Consider the following 18609-nt stretch of genomic DNA (forward strand, 5'->3'; position numbering starts at 1 on the left):
TCGCTAATACTGCGAATATCTTACACTGAAGTGCGGCGCAGCAAATGATGCGCCGCTGACCTACATGGTTATTTGTCTTTATCGCCAGCCAGCAGGTTCATAATCTGGTCGGCTGACTTATGATACAAGTCAATGGTCTGATCTTTGACCTTTAAATAGACAGGTTTGCCCACGCGCTGGATCACGGCCTGCAGTTGTTTCACCCGCTCTAACCGTTTGGCCCGTTCAGCAAATTGTAGTCCTCCTTCTACCACGGCAACGATCTGCACCACCTGCCATAGCAGCTCCATCAGTCCAGCATCTTTATGCTGTGCGGGGTTGTGTTGGGTGTCCTGAAACTGAGCGTTTTGTTGGTATTCCTCTTGTAAAAAAGTGAGGATAGCGGCCTCCAGTTCTGGTTGATCCTGAGGGATCTGAATTGCAAGTGTCTCTGTCATTGTGTTTCTTTCCATGTTGGGTATGAATCAAGGATGTCTATTGTTTGTGTATCCATTGCAACTAAAGCAAGCTGATGCAGTAAATCGCTATGGGGGTGTCCATCAGCTTGCGCGCGCTCGACATTAGGCAACAGCCACCAGCCGGGTACGCGCACCGTCGACAGCAATAACCGCTTAAGCGGTGCCAATTCGTAGGGTGGGCAATGGGCATAACGATAGAATGCCATTTCTAATTGCAACGGCAAAGACAAATCAGGCTGGCTTTCTGCCTGTTCAAGGTAAGGCAAAGCGCACTCAGCCCCCTGAGTAATAAATAGCAGTTGCGCGTAGTTGCTCAAAAAGTTAGCGTCCGTTGGTTCAAGCTCAAGGGCGCGCAGATGGAATTCTTCCGCCTGTTGGTAGTCTTGTCTGATATGTTGCAGCAAATTGGCATAGTTACTCAGGCAGTTAGCATGCTTTGGGTCGGCCTTGATGGCACGCTGATAGAATGTCTCGGCCTGTTCACAATCCTGTTTTTGGTCTGTAAGGAAGACGGCATAGTTACCTAGGTTGCTGGCATGCTCAGGGTCGGCCTCAATGGCGCGTTGATAGAATGTCTCGGCCTGTTCATAATCCTGTTTTTGGTCAGCAAGGAAGATTGCATAGTTACCTAAGTGGTTGACGTGCTTTGGGTCGGCCTCAATGGCACGTCGATAGAATGTCTCGGCCTGTTCATAATCCTGTTTGTAGTTAGCAAGGAAGTAAGCATAGTTACCTAAGTGGTTGGCATGCTTAGGGTCGGCCTTAATGGCACGCTGATAGAATGTCTCGGCCTGTTCATAATCCTGTTTTTGGTAAGCAAGGAAGAGGGCATAGTTACCTAAGTGGCCGGCATGCTCAGGGCCGGCCTTGATGGCGCGTTGATAGAATGTCTCGGCCTGTTTATAATCCTGTTTTCGGCTTGCAAGGAAGCGAGCATAGTTGCCTAGATTGTTGGCGTGCTTTGGGTCGGCCTCAATGGCACGTCGATAGAATGTCTCTGCCTGTTCATAATCCTGTTTTTGGTTAGCTAGGAAGATTGCATAGTTACCTAAGTGGTTGACGTGCTCTGGGTCGGCCTCAATGGCACGTCGATAGAAGATCTCGGCCTGTTCATAATCCTGTTTTCGGCTTGCAAGGAAGCGAGCATAGCTGCCTAGATTGTCGGCGTGCTTTGGGTAGGCCTCAATAGCACGCTGATAGAATGTCTCGGCCTGTTCATAATCCTGTTTTTGGTCTGTAAGGAAGACGGCATAGTTACCTAGATTGTTGGCATGCTCTGGGTCGGCCTCAATGGCGCGTTGATAGAATGTCTCGGCCTGTTCATAATCCTGTTTTTGGTCAGCAAGGAAGATTGCATAGTTACCTAAGTGGTTGACGTGCTTTGGGTCGGCCTCAATGGCACGCTGATAGAATGTCTCGGCCTGTTCATAATCCTGTTTTTGGTTTGCAAGGAAGTAAGCATAGTTACCTAAGTGGTTGGCATGCTTAGGGTCGGCCTTAATGGCACGTCGATAGAATGTCTCGGCCTGTTCATAATCTTGCTTTTGGTAGGCAAGGAAGTTAGCGTAGTTACCTAAGTGGCCGGCATTCTCAGGGTCGGTCTTAATGGTACGTTGATAGAAGGTCTCGGCCTGTTCATAATCCTGTTTTTGGTCAGCAAGGAAGAGGGCATATTTACTACACGTCTCAGCTTGCTCGGCGGGGGTTTTGGCAAGCCTGAGCTGGGCAATGTAGCGTTCCTCTTCATTGTTTATATTCAGTGTATCGAACACTTTTTTAAAGTCATCGCTCAAGCTGCCAAAATATGTTTCGTACCCGGTTTTAAGTAGCTCGGTTCGGGTGCCAAATTGGGTCAAAAGAAGGTGTATTATGTCTTGAGGAAACTCTTTGGCCAGCTCTTTGAATTGATCACGCTCCTCTACAAATACGTGGTTGAGGTCTTTTAGTTGTGTAATGCTCAAGTTGAAAATAGCATGGGCGGCGACACGTAATTTTTCAAATGTGTTCAGGCTCATCGATAACTCCAACAGGTCCAGCAACTCGCCCGCACTAAAGTCCAAACTGCCCCAGTCTGCCAGACAGTTTTTCAGACACAGGCGCTGCAAGTGGGCAATACGCGACTGAGCCAGCGCCGACTGCAAGGGCATCTCACCTTGATATCTCGAGGGAAAGTGATGAATGAGTATATAGTAAATGCTGGCATGTAAGCTGTCTTGTGGGGGAACCTTATACTGGTGTAAAAAGTCGCTAAACCAGGTATGCCAAAGCTGGTTTGCACATATTTGGGCAATATGGTTTTTGTCTTGTTGTGACAGCGGCGGCAGGATTTTACGTGCCAGGCCGTAGCAGCTGATATGCTGATCCAGTCCTTCGCCTTGCCAGTGCACCAGCAGCCCCAGATTGCTTAGCTTTTGTAATACCCGCTCCGGGGCATCTATGCCCAGCAGCGGACCTGCCTGAATAAACATATGTTCCGGTACCGGGAAGTCGAACAGGCTGAGTACGTTGAGCCCGGCTTGCTCTGTGTCGGTGAGGGCATCAAAATAGGCAGTGAGGGCGATGCGCTGTAAGTATTTGTCAACGTCGTCGTTAAAGTCTGCGCAGGGCATGGCTGCATGGTAATTTGCCAACCGGGCAATGGCTTGTTCCAGTATGGCATATTCGCCTTTTAACAGAGGCTGATAGAGCAAATCCTGCAGGCCCGGATTGCCCTGACAGATTTGCCAGATACGCGCTAACAGTTGATAGTCGCGTGCTTTGTCTCGCTCGCCCTGCGACACGCCAATTTGCAGCAGGGCCAGCCAGTGCTTCTCCTGTTCAAGTGCGTTCATGTCGGGCACGTCTATTTGGTGCAGCAGGTCGCTCAAATCACCGCCGTACTCATCGGCCAGTGAGAAGGCATAGCGTGATGTCATCAGTAAGTGCGAGTGGGTGTCGGCCTGGGCAAAGGCGTTGACCACACCGCGCAGCACGTTCAGATAACGTGGCTTTACGTTGGGTTTTTGAGCGCCGGTGTCGCTGGATAAAGGTTCCAGTACGTGCTGCTCCAGGTCATCAACGACCACAATCACGGGCTGCTCTGCCAGGTGTTGTTCCAGGATTTCGACCAGGTTATCAGTGAAAAAGCCTGGGTTCTGCTTGATGTCATTCAGATAGCGTTGAAACGCGGTGTGCCGCTCAGGCCCGGTGACAAATTGTTTCAGCTCACTGAGTATGGCCACTTCGCTGTAGTCCTGATAAATAATAACCGCCTTGTATTGCGGCTCCATACGATGCACTATCCGGGCCGCCAGGCTCGACTTGCCGGTGCCGCCAATACCGGTGAGCAGAACGCCAGCCTTGTGGGTATCTGCCAGAGCATTCAGTGCTTGTTTGGTTTGTACGCGCCGGCCAACAAAGGTTTCTTTACTGGCAACCGGTACCAGGTGCTTTTTGCGATCCAGCACGTCGTAGCAGTGTTTGCCCCGGCGCTTTGGACTGGCTGCTTGTGTGCCGTCGATGAGCGGCCAGCCACCGTTGCCACTCAGATATACCCGGCCCAGGTGCCAGTGGGGTGAGTCATTGCCCTGCAAGTGTTCAAGTAATAGCTTATGACGTGCAATAGCACAGGCCTGCGGCAGGCTGAGTTGTTGTAGTAACGCCTGATACAGGTGCGCCGAAAAAGCCGTAGCATCATCGTCCCGGACCGAACCATCCCAGCCAACGACGTTAGCAATCCCCATCTTAACCAGTGCCAGTGCAAAGCTGGCGGTATCGGAGCTCTTTGCACTCTGACAGGCCGATAAAAACACCCCCTGTATGTGTGCGCTCAGACCCTGAAAATCGCTGGCCGTGGTATGACACGCGCCGTAATGGTCGTCCTCAAGCTGTAAGGCAAACTGTTTCCGGGTGTCATCAAAACCGCCATGGCAGGAGAGGTGGATCATGTCACAGTGCCCGGCCTCGGCAATGCGCTGAGTCAGGCTGTCCAGGTTGCCGCTCTCTTCTACCCACAGGTTAAGGTTCTTCGCTTTGCGTGTGGCCAGCAGGATAGCCCGCTCCTCGGCTTCGTAGTGCAACTCGCTGGCAAAGTCCGGGTCAGCCGCCATAAAGGCCAGTGTCAGATCTTTATACCGGGCTGTGGGCGCTGTTTGTGTAGGCTGACCAACCCGGCGCAGCACTTCGTATAAGGTGGTGTCGGCAGCCAGAAACTGATCTTCATACACCAACACTTCCCAGGGCAGGTTAAGCAATAAGGGCTGGAGTGAGCCAGCAGCGGCGGTTGTTTGTATCTCTAACTGGCGTCCTCCGGCACTGTGTAGCCATTTCTGAATAACGTCCGGATGCTGATTTAACAGTTCAAACAACTGATTACCAATACTGCGTAGCAGCGACATGCTGTCGAGGCTGTGTGCTGCGCGTTGATAACTGTCGCAAAGAGTGTTAAGCAAAGTGCTGTCTTCCGGGCGCAGTGTGAGGTGTCGGGTTAGTGGGTCTAACACATCGTCGACCAACAGGCTGAGGGTGGTGTCATCGATGGCATTAATTATCAGTTTCATAGTCCCTCTTAAACATAGTGTTGTGAGCGGTTTATCCTTCCAAATACGCCTCTTAATAGAGCTGAATCGCCAAAAATAAGCGTTGTTAAAGTTAAGTTATCACCACTTGGTTTTGTTTACAATCTGATGCAAGTGCTGCCGCATAGCTGGAGAATTTATGTAAACCACACTCGGACTGAGCTTGCGCCGCCACTTCCCCGGTGCCTTTTAACAGCCGGCCGAGGATATCTGCGCCGGTAATGATGCGGGGTTGTTCGGTCCAGACCAGCACAAACTAACACTGATACCCATCACTATTCACATCAATTCTGAAAAATTTAGATTGAAGCTTGATAAGTATCAAAACACTTGAATCAATGAGAACAAAAACATTCATAAATAGGCTAATTTTTTGCGCTTAAGCGTATCCCTACACTAAAACTGTGTTATCGCACACGATAATGCCCTGCAAATACAAAAGTAAGAAATTCTAGAGTTGAGCATGTGAGTTTTGCTAAGCCAACAAGCGCTCGAAGTTTGTTAGGTTTATGCGTCGTCGTTTTTGTAGTGTTTCACAGTAAGCGGCTATTGTTCGCTCTCGGCCAACAGTACCGTGAAATACCCGAGAAAATTGGGTGCTCAGTTTTCTGGCTCTATATTTAACAGAGTGAGTATGGGCTGAGCTTCGTTGATATAACCACATTTATCGGCTCGAATATATTGACCTGTTAGTTCAACCAATTCTATATAGTATCTAAGTTCATAAGACACAAGCACAGACATCAATACAAAACACGGCTCCTAACATCAGTAACTTTGCTTCAACCCAGTAGGAGCTTACAAGCTAATACAGACACCAACCACAACTCGCATCTGTATTATGGTGGGTGTCTGCCATTCGCTCACCAGCTCCAATTAAAGAAATTTCATTTTAAGAACAACAACTTAAACAACATTTAAAAATACTTTACCCATCTCGCTGATGTTTTTCGTTTATAACCTGCAAACCATTTACATAATGGGTATAAAAGCACGCTTAAAAACATTGCGAATAGCCATATCTGCCAAACATGATAAAAGCCAAAATATGCAGTTTGACTGCTACCATAGTGCTGATTCGCACCAAATAGCCATTGTGCCAATATACTAAGAACAAGTAGCGCGTATAGGTGCGTAATGTAGAAAAACATCGGCGCTGACCCTAATACTCGAACCGGCTCTAATACTCTGAGCGCATTAGTCTCTAAAAACGCTAATACGAATGCACCAACTCCCAAGGTAAGTAAAATAAAATCGAGAGACGGCGGATATTTAGTAAAGTTAAAAAAGTCCATCGTGGTAAGAAGTGTTGTTGCCTGTTGAGACCAATCAAGTGTTTCTCCATATAGATTTAACCCTCTTAAAACCAGTAACCCGACTAATAGCGCAGCTCCGCTTTGCAATAAAATGGTTTTACGTGCTTGCGATGACACTGAGCCTGAAAATAAAGGCCCTACCGCATAGCCGCACAAGATAACGCCAATCCAAGGTAAAACCGGATAAGACGCTTTTACGTTAACAACAGCATCTGTTACTAAATAACCTCGGTCATGCAGAATAGTCCAAACGGTATAACCTATTTCGTTCGGTGCAAACTCGATGGGCGACAATAAATTATGACCAGCAACAATACTTACACCCAATATTGAAATCACCCTGCGGGGTAAAGCGACCATCAGTGCCAATACCACCATACTGACGCCAATTGCCCAAATAACTTGCAAGTACAGTGTTTGATACGCGCCAAACCAAGAAAAATTAACCAGTGTCATTTCAAGTAAAATTAAAAATAGGCCACGCTTTAAAAGAAATGACTGGGCCGACCGCTTCGCACCGTTTGCGGGGTTTTCATACAACCAAGCCGATAAACCTGTCAAAAAGACAAAAATAGGCGCACAAAAATGGGCACTTAAACGGGTAAAATACAGATCTGGACTCGTGGTATGAATGTCCATTGGATCAAGAACTGGTACATGCAAGAAAAACCGCTCTCTCACATGGTCAACCAACATAAATAACATCACGATGCCACGCAGTATATCGATAGAAGACAACCGTGTTTTACTGTTTTGAAGATTATTCATTACACTCTTTCTCGTGTTAAAAACGAAAAAACAGTCCAAGTAAAATGACTCAGACTGTTACTCTCTCGACAAGCAGAAGACTTAAAATATGCTAAGACTTTACGCTCGTATTAGGGATCAAAACTGATACTTCACACTTGCGCTGTATGTTGTAGGTGATCCCGGCATGGTCCATAGTTTGTGATAGGAGTTTTCAAAATAGGTCTTATCAAACAGGTTGTTGATGTCCAGTTTCACACTTACCTTGTCATTTAATTCAACCGATGCCGATAAATTAACTAGCGTATAGGATGGCAAAATGAAGTTTGCGTCTGTTGTTTCGCCCAGACGATCACCCACATAATTCACGGTTGCCCCAAGATAGGATTCTTTTCCTAAAAGTGTGGTGTAATGCTTCAGTGAAACATGACCAATATGGTCTGCAACATTAATCAAACGTGAGCCTTTGGGAATAGGCACGCCCCAGTCTGCATTAATCACATCATTTGCGGTTTTTGCGTCGGTATAAGCATAAGCAAGCGCAAGCACAGTATCGTCGGTTAACTCAGTCGTTAATTGAAATTCAATACCTTGGCTTTCTACTTCGCCCAAGGTTGCCGATAAGCCCGTGTCAGGTTCAGCGGTAAGCATATTGGTTTTTTGCGCATCAAAAAGTGCAATGCTACCCGAGAAACGATCCGCAACACCTTGCCATTTAGCGCCAATCTCAAATGATTTAGTTTCCTCTGGTTCAAACGCATTACGATTAGAATCTAAACCTGGATTTGGCCTAAACCCTTCTGCGTAACTTGTGTACAGATTAACTTTGTCATTCGCGTTATAAATAAAACCCAAGCGTGGTGTAAACTCGGTTTGCTCTTGGCTTTGCGCTTCATCACTACGAAGGTTAAGAATGTCTTGCTCAAATTTATCAACACGGACACCCACTAATACTTTCGATTTTTCGGTCAGTTCGATCAAGTTTTGAGCATAAATACCAAGACCTTTTTGGTTTTCTTCGGTCAACGTTTTTAATACAGGTTCTGGTTGTGTTTGCGTGTAGTCTGGGTTATTTGGGTTAATGCTATAGGTGGTATCGCCCGACCCCCATGCCGTACGCCATACTTTATAATCAGTATCAATGTCAAAATTATAGTGATCAACACCCACTAGAATGTTGTGCTTTACACTACCTAATTCAATTTCACCACTGAGTTCAATACGCGCAGAAACATCCAAAGCCTGGTAGTCTCGAGCACGTCTTTGACGAGAAAGTAGGCTCGCGTCTGTGTATATCAGCTGTCGACCATCTGATAATTCGGTATCTGAAGATACACCTTCAAATGAAGAATCTCGATAAGCAAACCCGGTGAGTATGTGCCAATCATCGCTTACCTTATGATTTAACACTAACTGATGACCTAAGGCTTCAACTTGGTGCGCACCATCACGAATATCACCATAAAAAGCGTCCGTGTTAACGTCATCAAAGTTATTATTTAGAATATACACACCTCTATCCAACGGCTTTTTCTGATTGAGTACTTCCATTTCATAGCTCAGACTCGTGTCATCAGAAATATTCCACAGTACCGACGGCGATAAGTGCAAGCTATTGATTGAAACATGGTTCCTATGTGTGTCTGAATCTTCATATGCGCCATTTAGTCGATAAGCAGTTTCTTTGGTAGCTGAGTTTGTGTAATCAAATTCAAACTGTTTTTTACTGTAATTACCAAACGTTGCTTGAATATAACCTTGCTCTTCGAACTGAGGCTTTTTGGTAATGATATTGATAGTGCCACCGGGCTCCCCTTGCCCATATAACGCAGAGCCTGGACCTTTCATGACTTCAATGCTTTCGATATTGGCTGTACTTCTATTGCCGTTGTAGCCTCGAGAATTAAAACCATTGACAAGATAACCTGATGGATTATTTTCATCACCCGAGAAACCACGGATAGCAAAGCTATCAAACATGCCTCCAGAGTTATTTTGCCTAACAACACTCGGTGTGAGTTCTAACGCTTCCATAAAGCGAGTAATACTTTCGCTTTCAAGCAGTTCTGAGCTAATGGTATCGACTGCTTGAGGCGTTTGAACTAAAGGTACATTACCACGATAGGGCTGCCGAAACTGTTTAATCTCTATATGCTCTATCTCCCCGTTTGGGCTACGATTTGAAGCTGATTCTTGCGCAGTGGTGCCATTAGCCACCAAAATGAGGGAGAGTAGTAATTTTTTGTTCACTGGTATCTCTATTTTCTGGAATTTAAATTTTGATACAATATAACATACCGCCGCGTATTGTTGTTATTTAATAAATTGTCAATTGACGCTTTTTTTGTGTATTTGGTCGAAAGCTCTCACTTGCTTGAGCGCGCGGCACTGACACTTGGTAGTATTTTCCTCATGCTGTTTGTGCTGTTACAAGGCGGGAATATTTACGGTAAAACGGTGGCATGGTGACACTTTAGCTCAGTGATACCGAAAGCAAGGTCGGTATTTAATGTGACGAAGTGCCCACCATCACTTCACTTTATTCTCATCACATTCGCTGCAATGAATTTAAGCTTAGCTATGCTAGAAAGGCTACGCAAAAACGTAACCCGTGCACCAAGAGAATAGGCTCGGTTCCCAGCACACCTTTGTTTTCTGCATTTGTACGCGCTACTTTTACGTTACACACTAGCCAAATTATTATTAGGCACAAATCATGGGGAATATTTAAGCGTTGACCACTTTGATTGGGGTATTGTATTGGCCTACAAAATGAATTAGCCACTAAAAACACGCTGATCCATCACCTTGGTTGCAGTATTTGTAAAAAGCGACCGATAACAGTTAAAAATAGCTGGAAATATAGTATTGGCGCCTCACATCCATGCTAATACTATATTTCCATTATTACCGCACACCTTGCTACAACAGACCCGAAATAGAATTTACTAAACCTTGAACTAGCTTAGGTCGAGCCTCAACAAATTCTAGATTTACTTTATTCGCTGTAGAAACGATCCGTGTTTGATACTTTTTACGGTCGGTCACCTCGTTTGAAGTCACCGATTTATAGCCTGAGTTACCTTGCTTTAGTTTAGCTCTATTACCTTCTTGTACTTCGACACCCGATTTCGCGCGCTCAGAAACCTGTAAGTCAGTAACAATATTAAAATAAACGTCTTCCACCATTGCATCAGCAACAAAGCCCGCAGCTGCGCCAAGCAAGCCTGCAGCAGCTTGTCCTCGACCACTACCAAACTGAACACCAACAATAGCACCCGCTACAGCCCCACCATAGCCTTGGGCTAAAATTCCTCGATTTTCATCAGCGGTTGTTCTGCCAGCTTTGAGAATATTCGCTTGGATCCAAAAGTGCGCTGCATCTGGGTCATTAACAACCTTGTAGCCTTTTGACAATAATGCAGTTTGTATCTCGTTAGCGATGACTAAATCCTGCTTATCCGATGTGTTTCTGAGTTGCAAAAACACTGTGCGCTTGTCCTGACTGACTGGATCTAGAAATATAGAGTCGCTCATTTTAGTTTCAACTCTTAAATCTCGCTTTTTCACCGCAGTGTGCATCGCATTACACCCAGCCAGCTGCACTAACAGAAAGAGCAAACAAAGCAGTAAAGGCAAATTCCAAACGCCTGATATAGATTTTCCTGTAGATTGTTGTGATATAGTGCCGTGTTCCATGTCCATAACCCTTTTGATTTTATTAACACCTAGTTAATTTATTCAATGAACCGATACTGAACAAGGTGGAAATTTCGACCCTGTCTCATGCTGTTTTTTTCACGCATTCTTATTTTTTCAAAGCAACTTGCTCTCGCTCAAATACATAAGGATGGTTATGGATCTGCATAAATACATTCCTCTACGCACAACCCTAATTACGTTGTTAACAGGCGTTTTAGTCGCATGTGGTGGGGACTCAGATAACGATATAAATAAACCAACGAACAGCCTACCGATTGCTCAAGCAGGAGAAAATCAAACGGTCGATGAAAAGGCAACCGTCACATTACACGGTAGTGGCACAGATAACGATGGGGTGATTAAAAGCTACCAGTGGCAGCAACTTTCAGGCCCCCCAGTTTTGCTATCGGACCAAAGCAACGCAATTTCCTCATTTGTGGCTCCAGATGTCACAGAAAACGAGGAGTTAAGCTTCGAATTAACAGTTATTGATGATGAAGGAGGAAGTGCTACTGATCAGGTAGTTGTTACCGTAAACAACCTGAACAACATAACGATTCAATTGCAAGTACCTCAGAGCATCGCGAAAGGGTCGTGGGCACAATTAAAAGCAGATATATCGAGTGCCGTTGAAATTGACAGCATTGTATGGGAAGAATCAACAGATATAGAGCTTAACATTGATAACGATAAACCTGATTTTGCTTCACTAAAAATCCCTGAAGACTACACTGGAGATAACCTTGAGTTTACGGTCACAGTCTCAGATAAATCAGGCTACTCTATCTCTGCAAGCGCCAATGTAGAAGTTGCTGAAGCAATAGATTTTGTTGACTACACAGGTGACCATGATGAGCAACCGCTTGAAAATGCTGAAGTCATCGCTACATTAGACCCGAGCAGCGAATTGAAACCGGCAACAAGAGCCGTTGACGGTTACACAACCTTTATCGTTGATGGCCAATCGGGAGTAGAAATTACCCCAGAGATGGGTAGGCTCACACTCACCGCAGGTGCGTTAAGCGACATACAAGTCGGTGATATTATAGTCGGTGTCACCACTGATGGCGACACCGGGTTTATGCGTGAGGTTCTTGATATTAATGGTAATATTTTAACTACCTCGCAAGCACCATTACACAACGCTTTTCCAGATGCAGACGTTAAACTAGACCTTGTTATTACGAACCAAGCAGCGACACTTAATCAGTCGATTTCAACTGCTAATAATACGGTACAGTCGAGTGTAGATGTTCCTATCTTAACGTTCTCAAGAACACTGCAACAAAAACTAAGCCCTGAAGTCACGTCTGTTGTAGAACTAAAGATGAACTCAAGCGCCCAGATAGGAATAGAGTTTTCAATTATTCGTGGTGAGGTAACTCACTTTTCTACAATTGCTCAAGCAGATTACCTCACTAATACTTATCTAAAAGCGAACTACAGTTACAAAGGAGGCCTGAACAAAAGCAAGGTATTCAATCCCATTATTAACAAAAATGTTAAGCTATTCGTGGGGCCTATTCCTTTATTTTTAAACGTCAAATTACACCCACAACTTGGCGCTAATGTTATTGTTGCTGGTAAAGCAAATTTAAAGATGGGTATTAGTGCATCAGGAAACTATAGAACCGGATTCAAATATCAAAACGAAAAACTGAGCCCAGTTCACAGCTTTGTGCCTGTCATATCTCAAATTGGACCTGAATACGAACTATCAGGTGAAACATCAGCAAAAGTAAAAGCAGAGCTACAGTTTATGCTTTCTGCTTACGAGTTGTCTGTACCATTACCATTTGGGAATAAGATAGAGTTAGATGGCCCTGGAGCAGGGTTAGCAATGGGCCCATATGCAAAATATGCTGCTAAAGCAAACTACAAAAGCGCAGATCATGAGCCAAATTGTAAACTTGAACTCTCAGTAGGATTAGGAGTTAATGCCAACCTAGATTACGGCTTTGTAGGCGATATTCTTGGGCTGACAAGTAAAGCTAAGAAGAAAAAGATTCCTCTTTATGATTTGGAGCAACCAATTTGGGGCTCTGAAGTATGCCCATTTGAGACTCAATTCAATACGCTTACAGGTGCTATCTCCGACGTTGACGGTAGCCCCATATCAGACGCTGATGTGTCACTAACAAGCGTAAGCACTGGCCTTTCTCAACAATTATCATCCGATACCAGTGGCGCCTTTAGTTCTCCACCACTCGCAGTTGGTGATTATCATGTGATCGCTTCTAAATCGGGTTTTCAACCAGAGCGCATTACAATCACTGTTACCGAGGACACCAACCAACCAGTTCAATTAATTCTGCTCAGTGGTGAGCCCGTAGATGGTAGCAACCCAATTGACGACAACCTAGGCAACCCGCGCAAGCAGGCTCGTGTCACAGGAGACCCAAACTTACGTACGTTTGACGGCTTAAACTATGGATTTAATGGCGTTGGTGAGTATATCTTAGCCAAGTCCAATATCGACACTTTTGAGATTCAGGGCCGTTATGTCGCAGTCCCTGGCAATCAACACGTGTCTTTCAATGCCGCTGTCGCCGCAAATGTCGCAGGAACAAGAGTCACCTTTTACCCCAATGATGAAGGCCTTGCCGTGCTTATTGATGGTCAATTACAAACATTGAATAACGGTGCTAGTGAGCTTTCTAATCAAGCAAGTATCTTTAAACAAAATAATCGTCATTACGAAATAACTTGGCCAGACACCTCATTACTAAAAGTGTATCGGCGGGGTGAGTTTGTCGAGACAGAAGTGCTTTTACCAAACTCTCGTGCAGGCAGCGTTAATGGGTTACTAGGATACTTTGATGGCAACGTCGACAATGACTTAACGGATGCTAACGGCAATCAAATTGAAGACAAAGGTAACTTCAATCAACTTTATGATATTTACGGCAATAGTTGGCGTGTAACATCCGAATCCTCTTTGTTCGACTACTTCAATGATGAGACCCCTGAAAGCTTCGTTGACCTTAACTTTCCACGAACATTGTTAACTCAAGCGAGGTTAGAGGCACAAATTGGTAGTGCGGAATATCAACGGGTTAAAGAATTGTGCCAAAAGTATGTAAGCATAAAAAGCAGGCTTGAAGCATGTATCATAGATGTTGCTTTAACAGGAAACGAAAGCGATTTAAGCGCTTATCGCGCAATTTCGGAGCCAACATCTGAGTTAACATTAAAAGTTCCACCACAAATCACAATATTGTCTCCAACACCTGGCGCAATTTTGAGTAGTAACATCTTAATAGAAGGCAAGATTGAAACAGTTCAATCAAGTATCGCCAAATTATTTATTTCTATAAATGGAGAGGCTAAAAGAGACATTAGCTTTGCGCTTAATAGTGGCAGTTTCGCACTCACTCAACCAGCGGAGTCTTTTGTTCAAGGTGAAAACAACATTATACTCTATGCGACAGATAGTCAGGGGAGCCGAGCAAATTCAATTATTGGTTTTACGTTTGACAGTAACGTCGCACCTGCAGCTGGTGGAGATTTAATCGTATTCAATGATGTCAATATTCTAGATGATGAGCGGATTTACAAAGCTGATAACACGCAATTTGCGAAAAACCTAGCCAGTTTTTCAGGAAACAGCCTTCGTGCCCAAGGTTCTAAAATAGTCCTAGATCGATCTCATGATTCTCGCTGCAGTTGGTCATGCCAATCTATTAATTACCTGTACAGTACTTGGGAAGATTTAGGCTTTGAAGTTATTACATATCAGTCTCTAGAAGATTGGGATCTTGATGACCCACAAATAAAACTTATCGTACTCTGGACTCCACTTAACTCATATTCTCCGGATGAAGTCAGTCGCTTAAAACAATTTGCTGCACAGGGGGGAAGAATTGTATTTGTCGGTGAGCATGAGCTGTTCTATGGGCTAAAAGGCATTGAAGTTGAAAACAACTTCCTTATCAGTATGGGGGCATTTATGCGTAACATTGGAAAAGATGTATACGGCGGCAACCATTATTTTGATGTCGGTGAAGATAACCAACATCAAACAGTTCAGAATGTAGAGACTTTGGTATTCAACAGAGTATCCCTACTCTCTCTCGGTCCAAACGACTACCCCTTGGTGAAGAGTGCCGATGGTTTAGACGTAATAGCAGGAGTTGCACGTATTGATATCAATAATCAATCCAATGAACGCCAACAATATTACTTTATGCTACACCAGAGTAATAAGCCCAAAAACCCGCCATCACCTATCGTAAGTGATCGCTCAACAAACTAAAAATAAAGCAGGCCCACTCATGTACAATTTGATGAGTGGGCATAAAACCTAGCCATAGTTGACTTAATTAGAGACCACAGCTAAACCACCAGACGTTAATAAACCAGAATAACAGGGCTAAATTAAACTTGGCTGTTGTATGTGTGTCAAACTCGGCGGTTCAACAGCAACTTAATATCTTAAATCTAATTACGATAGCGGACGTTCGCCTAACTCGTATTTGGACAAAAGTGAGCGAGAGAAAACAGTCTAGCTCAGGTACTATAGTTCAGGAAAAGTAACGCAAATACAAACTAAAAGGTCCTTAATTTTAGCTACTTATCTAAGCTGTTAATTATGTTTTCAGTTAGCACCTGCATCAGGTATCACCATTCTTACCTGATAGTCTCCTTTCTGCCCAGGTATAATTTCTGCTTTAAATTTAAATCCCTCAGACAGTATTTTCCTTGTTGTTTTATCAAATATTGTTTTGTGAAAGAAAGCGTCCTGCTCAGAAGAACCAAACTTACAAAACCCATACCCTCTATGAGAAAACACTTTGGTTATAATGCAATCGTCTACAATTATATCTTCTTTGTTATCAAGAACATAATGAACTCTCTCTATATATATTCCATTATCTCCTCTGGCAATGTCACATCTTAAAATATCACCATCATGTACAAATTCAACACCTAAGCTTCTTAACTGCATTAGATTAAAATAGACGCTTTCCTCATAACTTTCCACATTCGCAAAACCACTCTTGTCATTTACATCAAATGCGTCAACTACTGCATCTACGCCTCGTAAAATAGTCCCTTTTTTATAGTAATCACCGAAAGTCGATACCAATTCATCTTCAGGAGCTTTTCGACTGCCAAAACCAGCTATATTTTTTATCATCAACACTTGATGCTCATACTTTTCTGAATGATTAGGTTCAGATATATATTTTACATCCTCTTTTATTAAGTAGTCTGAAAATATATTTTTGATTCTATTTACTTTTTCAATAAACCTAATATTGGCCTTATAAGTAGACCTGATTTTTTCAGAAGTATCAGAGCAATCGATCGGTGTTGTTAGCGCCATCTGGTAGAAATATACACTGTTTCTAGATGCTAATTGCAGATGGGAACTACCTTTATAAGATATTGTAAATCTTTGATTATTAGACAAGCTACTCATCGATAAATCATATGGCTCAATTAAACCCAATTCGAAAAGCTCTATTAACGTATGCTCTATAGTTGCTTCATGAACACCCATGGTATCGAAATAGCTGATTATTGAAGGAACTGTTAAGTGCTTGTCTTCAATAGATCTATTCCCTTGCTGTGTAGCTTTTAGCAATGATAGAACTCTTAATTTCAATAATGGCGATTGAATATAACCACCAGAAACACAGAATATAGGACATATTTCAGGAGCATCACCTTGCTTATATACGGTGTAATCCCCCAAAATCAATGCTTCTATAAACTTAGTGAAATTGGTGGTAACCATATTTCCAGAAATATAAGATTTTATTAAATCTTCGATCCTTATGATCGGGGAGGTAATAACCCTCTGAGATAGCAAGAGAGTTCTTCGTATATTAAAGTTGGTAAGTTCACCCAGTGTTTTAGATGTATAATCATGATTGACAAATACATCTTCAATTACTTTCGCAAAGCTATTAATATCTGTAATCGATATACCAATACCTTTTTTAGAAAAGTAGAGCTTCTTGTCGTCCTCTGAAGATGGTGAAGACAGCTTTCCATTTATATAGTTGATTCTCTTTCTAAAAACTTCTTTTGGCGACGGAGTTGGAAGGAAAAAAGACCGAGATTGATGAATGCTAAATATATCAGTTTTAGAAAAAATCCAGGCTGATTTATCCGTAACAGGGAAAAATAACATACAGTGGTTAATTTCTCTCTTTATCGAATTAGATAATTGGAATATTCTAGTTTTAAATTCTAAAGAAAATTCATCTGTATTATCTATGACGATAATTGGCAGCATATGTCTATTGTTCAAGACATCTTTTAAAATTCTATTTAAATAACCTTCCCTGTCTTTTTCTACTTCATTCTCTAAAAAATCACCAAACTTAATTTTAAATGCTGACTTATCTGTTTCATACAGTTCTTTGTCTACTCCTCTAACTCTCCTGAGATATTGACCATGATATAAGCCTCGTAAGTCATCCCAAGTTGGTATTCCATCAGCATATAATTGAGATTCTAATTGAGCAATCAGTCTTTCTATCATCCAATTTACGATTGTCTGCTCATCACCTGATGCATCTAAGCAGTTAACATTTAGAACAATACACTTATCTCTAATCGTTTTCGAAAGAGTTTTACTAAAAAACCGCTCTAAAAATGCCGTTTTACCAGAACCTGTAGGCCCAACAATGAAAATAGATTGTTCTGACTCACCTATATTTTCTGATTCAATGGTATTGGATATTATTCTAGACAGTTCTCCATCCACATTGTTTTTTTCACGAGAGAGGTTTCCTAATACACTGGTAGTTATTTTTTCTAGAGAGTAATCAGCGATACGGCTTTCATGAGACTCCACAAAACATTCTACCATCATGTCATCGTCATCATCTCCTGATAATCTCTCAAAGAAATTCGCGAAAACCTTTTCTAGATCATAAGCAATATCTGACCTTTTTGTTAGTTTTATTTCTGTATCATCTATAGGAGCTTTTAGGTTATGGCTTATCAATATCCTGTTATGATGAACATCATCAAATATTGAGTTAAATACCCTATTCTCGACATTAGATTTTGATAATAATTCAAAAAATGAGCTGAAATCATTTTTTATTGCTTCAAGCGACGGGAAAACAATACCTTGTTTATTCTTATAATTCTCTCCAGGAATATGTGTTTTAAAAACAACCCATATTAAACCATCAGTTAGAATGGCAAGAGGTAGGCCATTCGGAGAAGCATAACTAAATGCTTGATCAATCCCATCATTACATTTTTTGAGGGCGGATCCGCTAAGTTTGAGGTACTTTATGGCATCTCTTTTAGCAACTTCTACATCTAGCCTTCCTACTCTCTTCGCTTCAACAACAAACTGAGGGGTATCACTTGCACGAAAGATGTAGTCGGAGAACCCATTTTCATGTTTAGTCTCAGCTTTGATATCACTAAACCCCCAGCCTAAGCACTCTGTAAAAATTCTATTTAATATTTGAATTTTTGAGTCTTCCTCGCTAGCGATAGAGCCAAGATTATTGATAACTTCAGAATAGATTGTTTTAAACTTTGTTTCTGCTTCATCGATACTGAGCATTTATTACCTTCCACGCTAACCTAGTAATTGTCCCTAACTGACAAGCACATCGTAACATAGAAATGCTATTTTATTGAAAATATAAGTTTATAATTAATAGAGCCAGCTTTAGCTTCTTCCAAAAGCTCTATTGGTGTAAATTGGGGAGGACAGAGGTGATTCGTCTAACAGTCTACCGACCTAATTTTGCAACAAGCCGTTGCAATAATTTGTTCCGTCGCAAAAAATTATTATGCAAAGCCATTAGTCAAAGTAATAGTAATCATCCAACTCCTAAACACGTTTTT

Annotated in this window: 7 protein-coding genes and 1 pseudogene; 1 reads left to right on the top strand and 7 read right to left on the bottom strand. The window is 42.8% G+C overall.

The annotated features are described in order from the left end of the window. Positions 1-68 precede the first annotated feature (68 nt). The 6 genes and pseudogenes from L1271_RS15665 to L1271_RS15690 all read right to left on the bottom strand — a co-directional run bounded on the left by L1271_RS15665 (position 69) and on the right by L1271_RS15690 (position 10776). Positions 69-437, bottom strand: coding sequence for a hypothetical protein (locus L1271_RS15665; protein ID WP_235368247.1), 369 nt, complete (start codon positions 435-437; stop codon positions 69-71). After that, positions 434-4996 carry a tetratricopeptide repeat protein gene (locus tag L1271_RS15670; RefSeq protein ID WP_235368248.1) on the bottom strand — a complete coding sequence of 1521 codons (4563 nt, stop codon included), beginning with the start codon at positions 4994-4996 and terminating at the stop codon, positions 434-436. The genes L1271_RS15665 and L1271_RS15670 overlap by 4 nt, the downstream gene beginning before the upstream one ends. Positions 4997-5489: 493 nt before the next feature. Next, positions 5490-5740: pseudogene (locus tag L1271_RS15675) on the bottom strand (transposase); the annotation flags it as partial. Between the two features lie 191 nt (positions 5741-5931). Beyond that, entirely contained in the window at positions 5932-7098 is a 1167-nt protein-coding gene (locus tag L1271_RS15680) for a DUF1624 domain-containing protein (RefSeq protein ID WP_235368249.1), read from the bottom strand. Positions 7099-7215: 117 nt separating this feature from the next. Next, positions 7216-9327, bottom strand: coding sequence for a TonB-dependent siderophore receptor (locus L1271_RS15685; protein WP_174169538.1), 2112 nt, complete (start codon positions 9325-9327; stop codon positions 7216-7218). 672 nt (positions 9328-9999) lie between these two features. Further along, positions 10000-10776, bottom strand: a complete 777-nt coding sequence (locus tag L1271_RS15690; protein ID WP_099031941.1) for a complement resistance protein TraT — start codon at positions 10774-10776, stop codon at positions 10000-10002. 157 nt (positions 10777-10933) lie between these two features. On the opposite strand from L1271_RS15690, the gene L1271_RS15695 reads away from it, so the two are divergent. Further along, on the top strand, positions 10934-15034 hold the full coding sequence (locus L1271_RS15695) for a PKD domain-containing protein (RefSeq protein WP_235368250.1): 4101 nt from the start codon (positions 10934-10936) through the stop codon (positions 15032-15034). A gap of 342 nt (positions 15035-15376) precedes the next feature. On the opposite strand, the gene L1271_RS15700 is transcribed toward L1271_RS15695, so the two are convergent. Next, positions 15377-18322 (bottom strand): AAA family ATPase, encoded by a 2946-nt coding sequence (locus L1271_RS15700; RefSeq protein WP_102058377.1) that lies wholly within the window; start codon positions 18320-18322, stop codon positions 15377-15379. Positions 18323-18609: the final 287 nt, after the last annotated feature.

Source organism: Pseudoalteromonas sp. OF5H-5 (assembly GCF_021530695.1).
GTDB lineage: Bacteria > Pseudomonadota > Gammaproteobacteria > Enterobacterales > Alteromonadaceae > Pseudoalteromonas.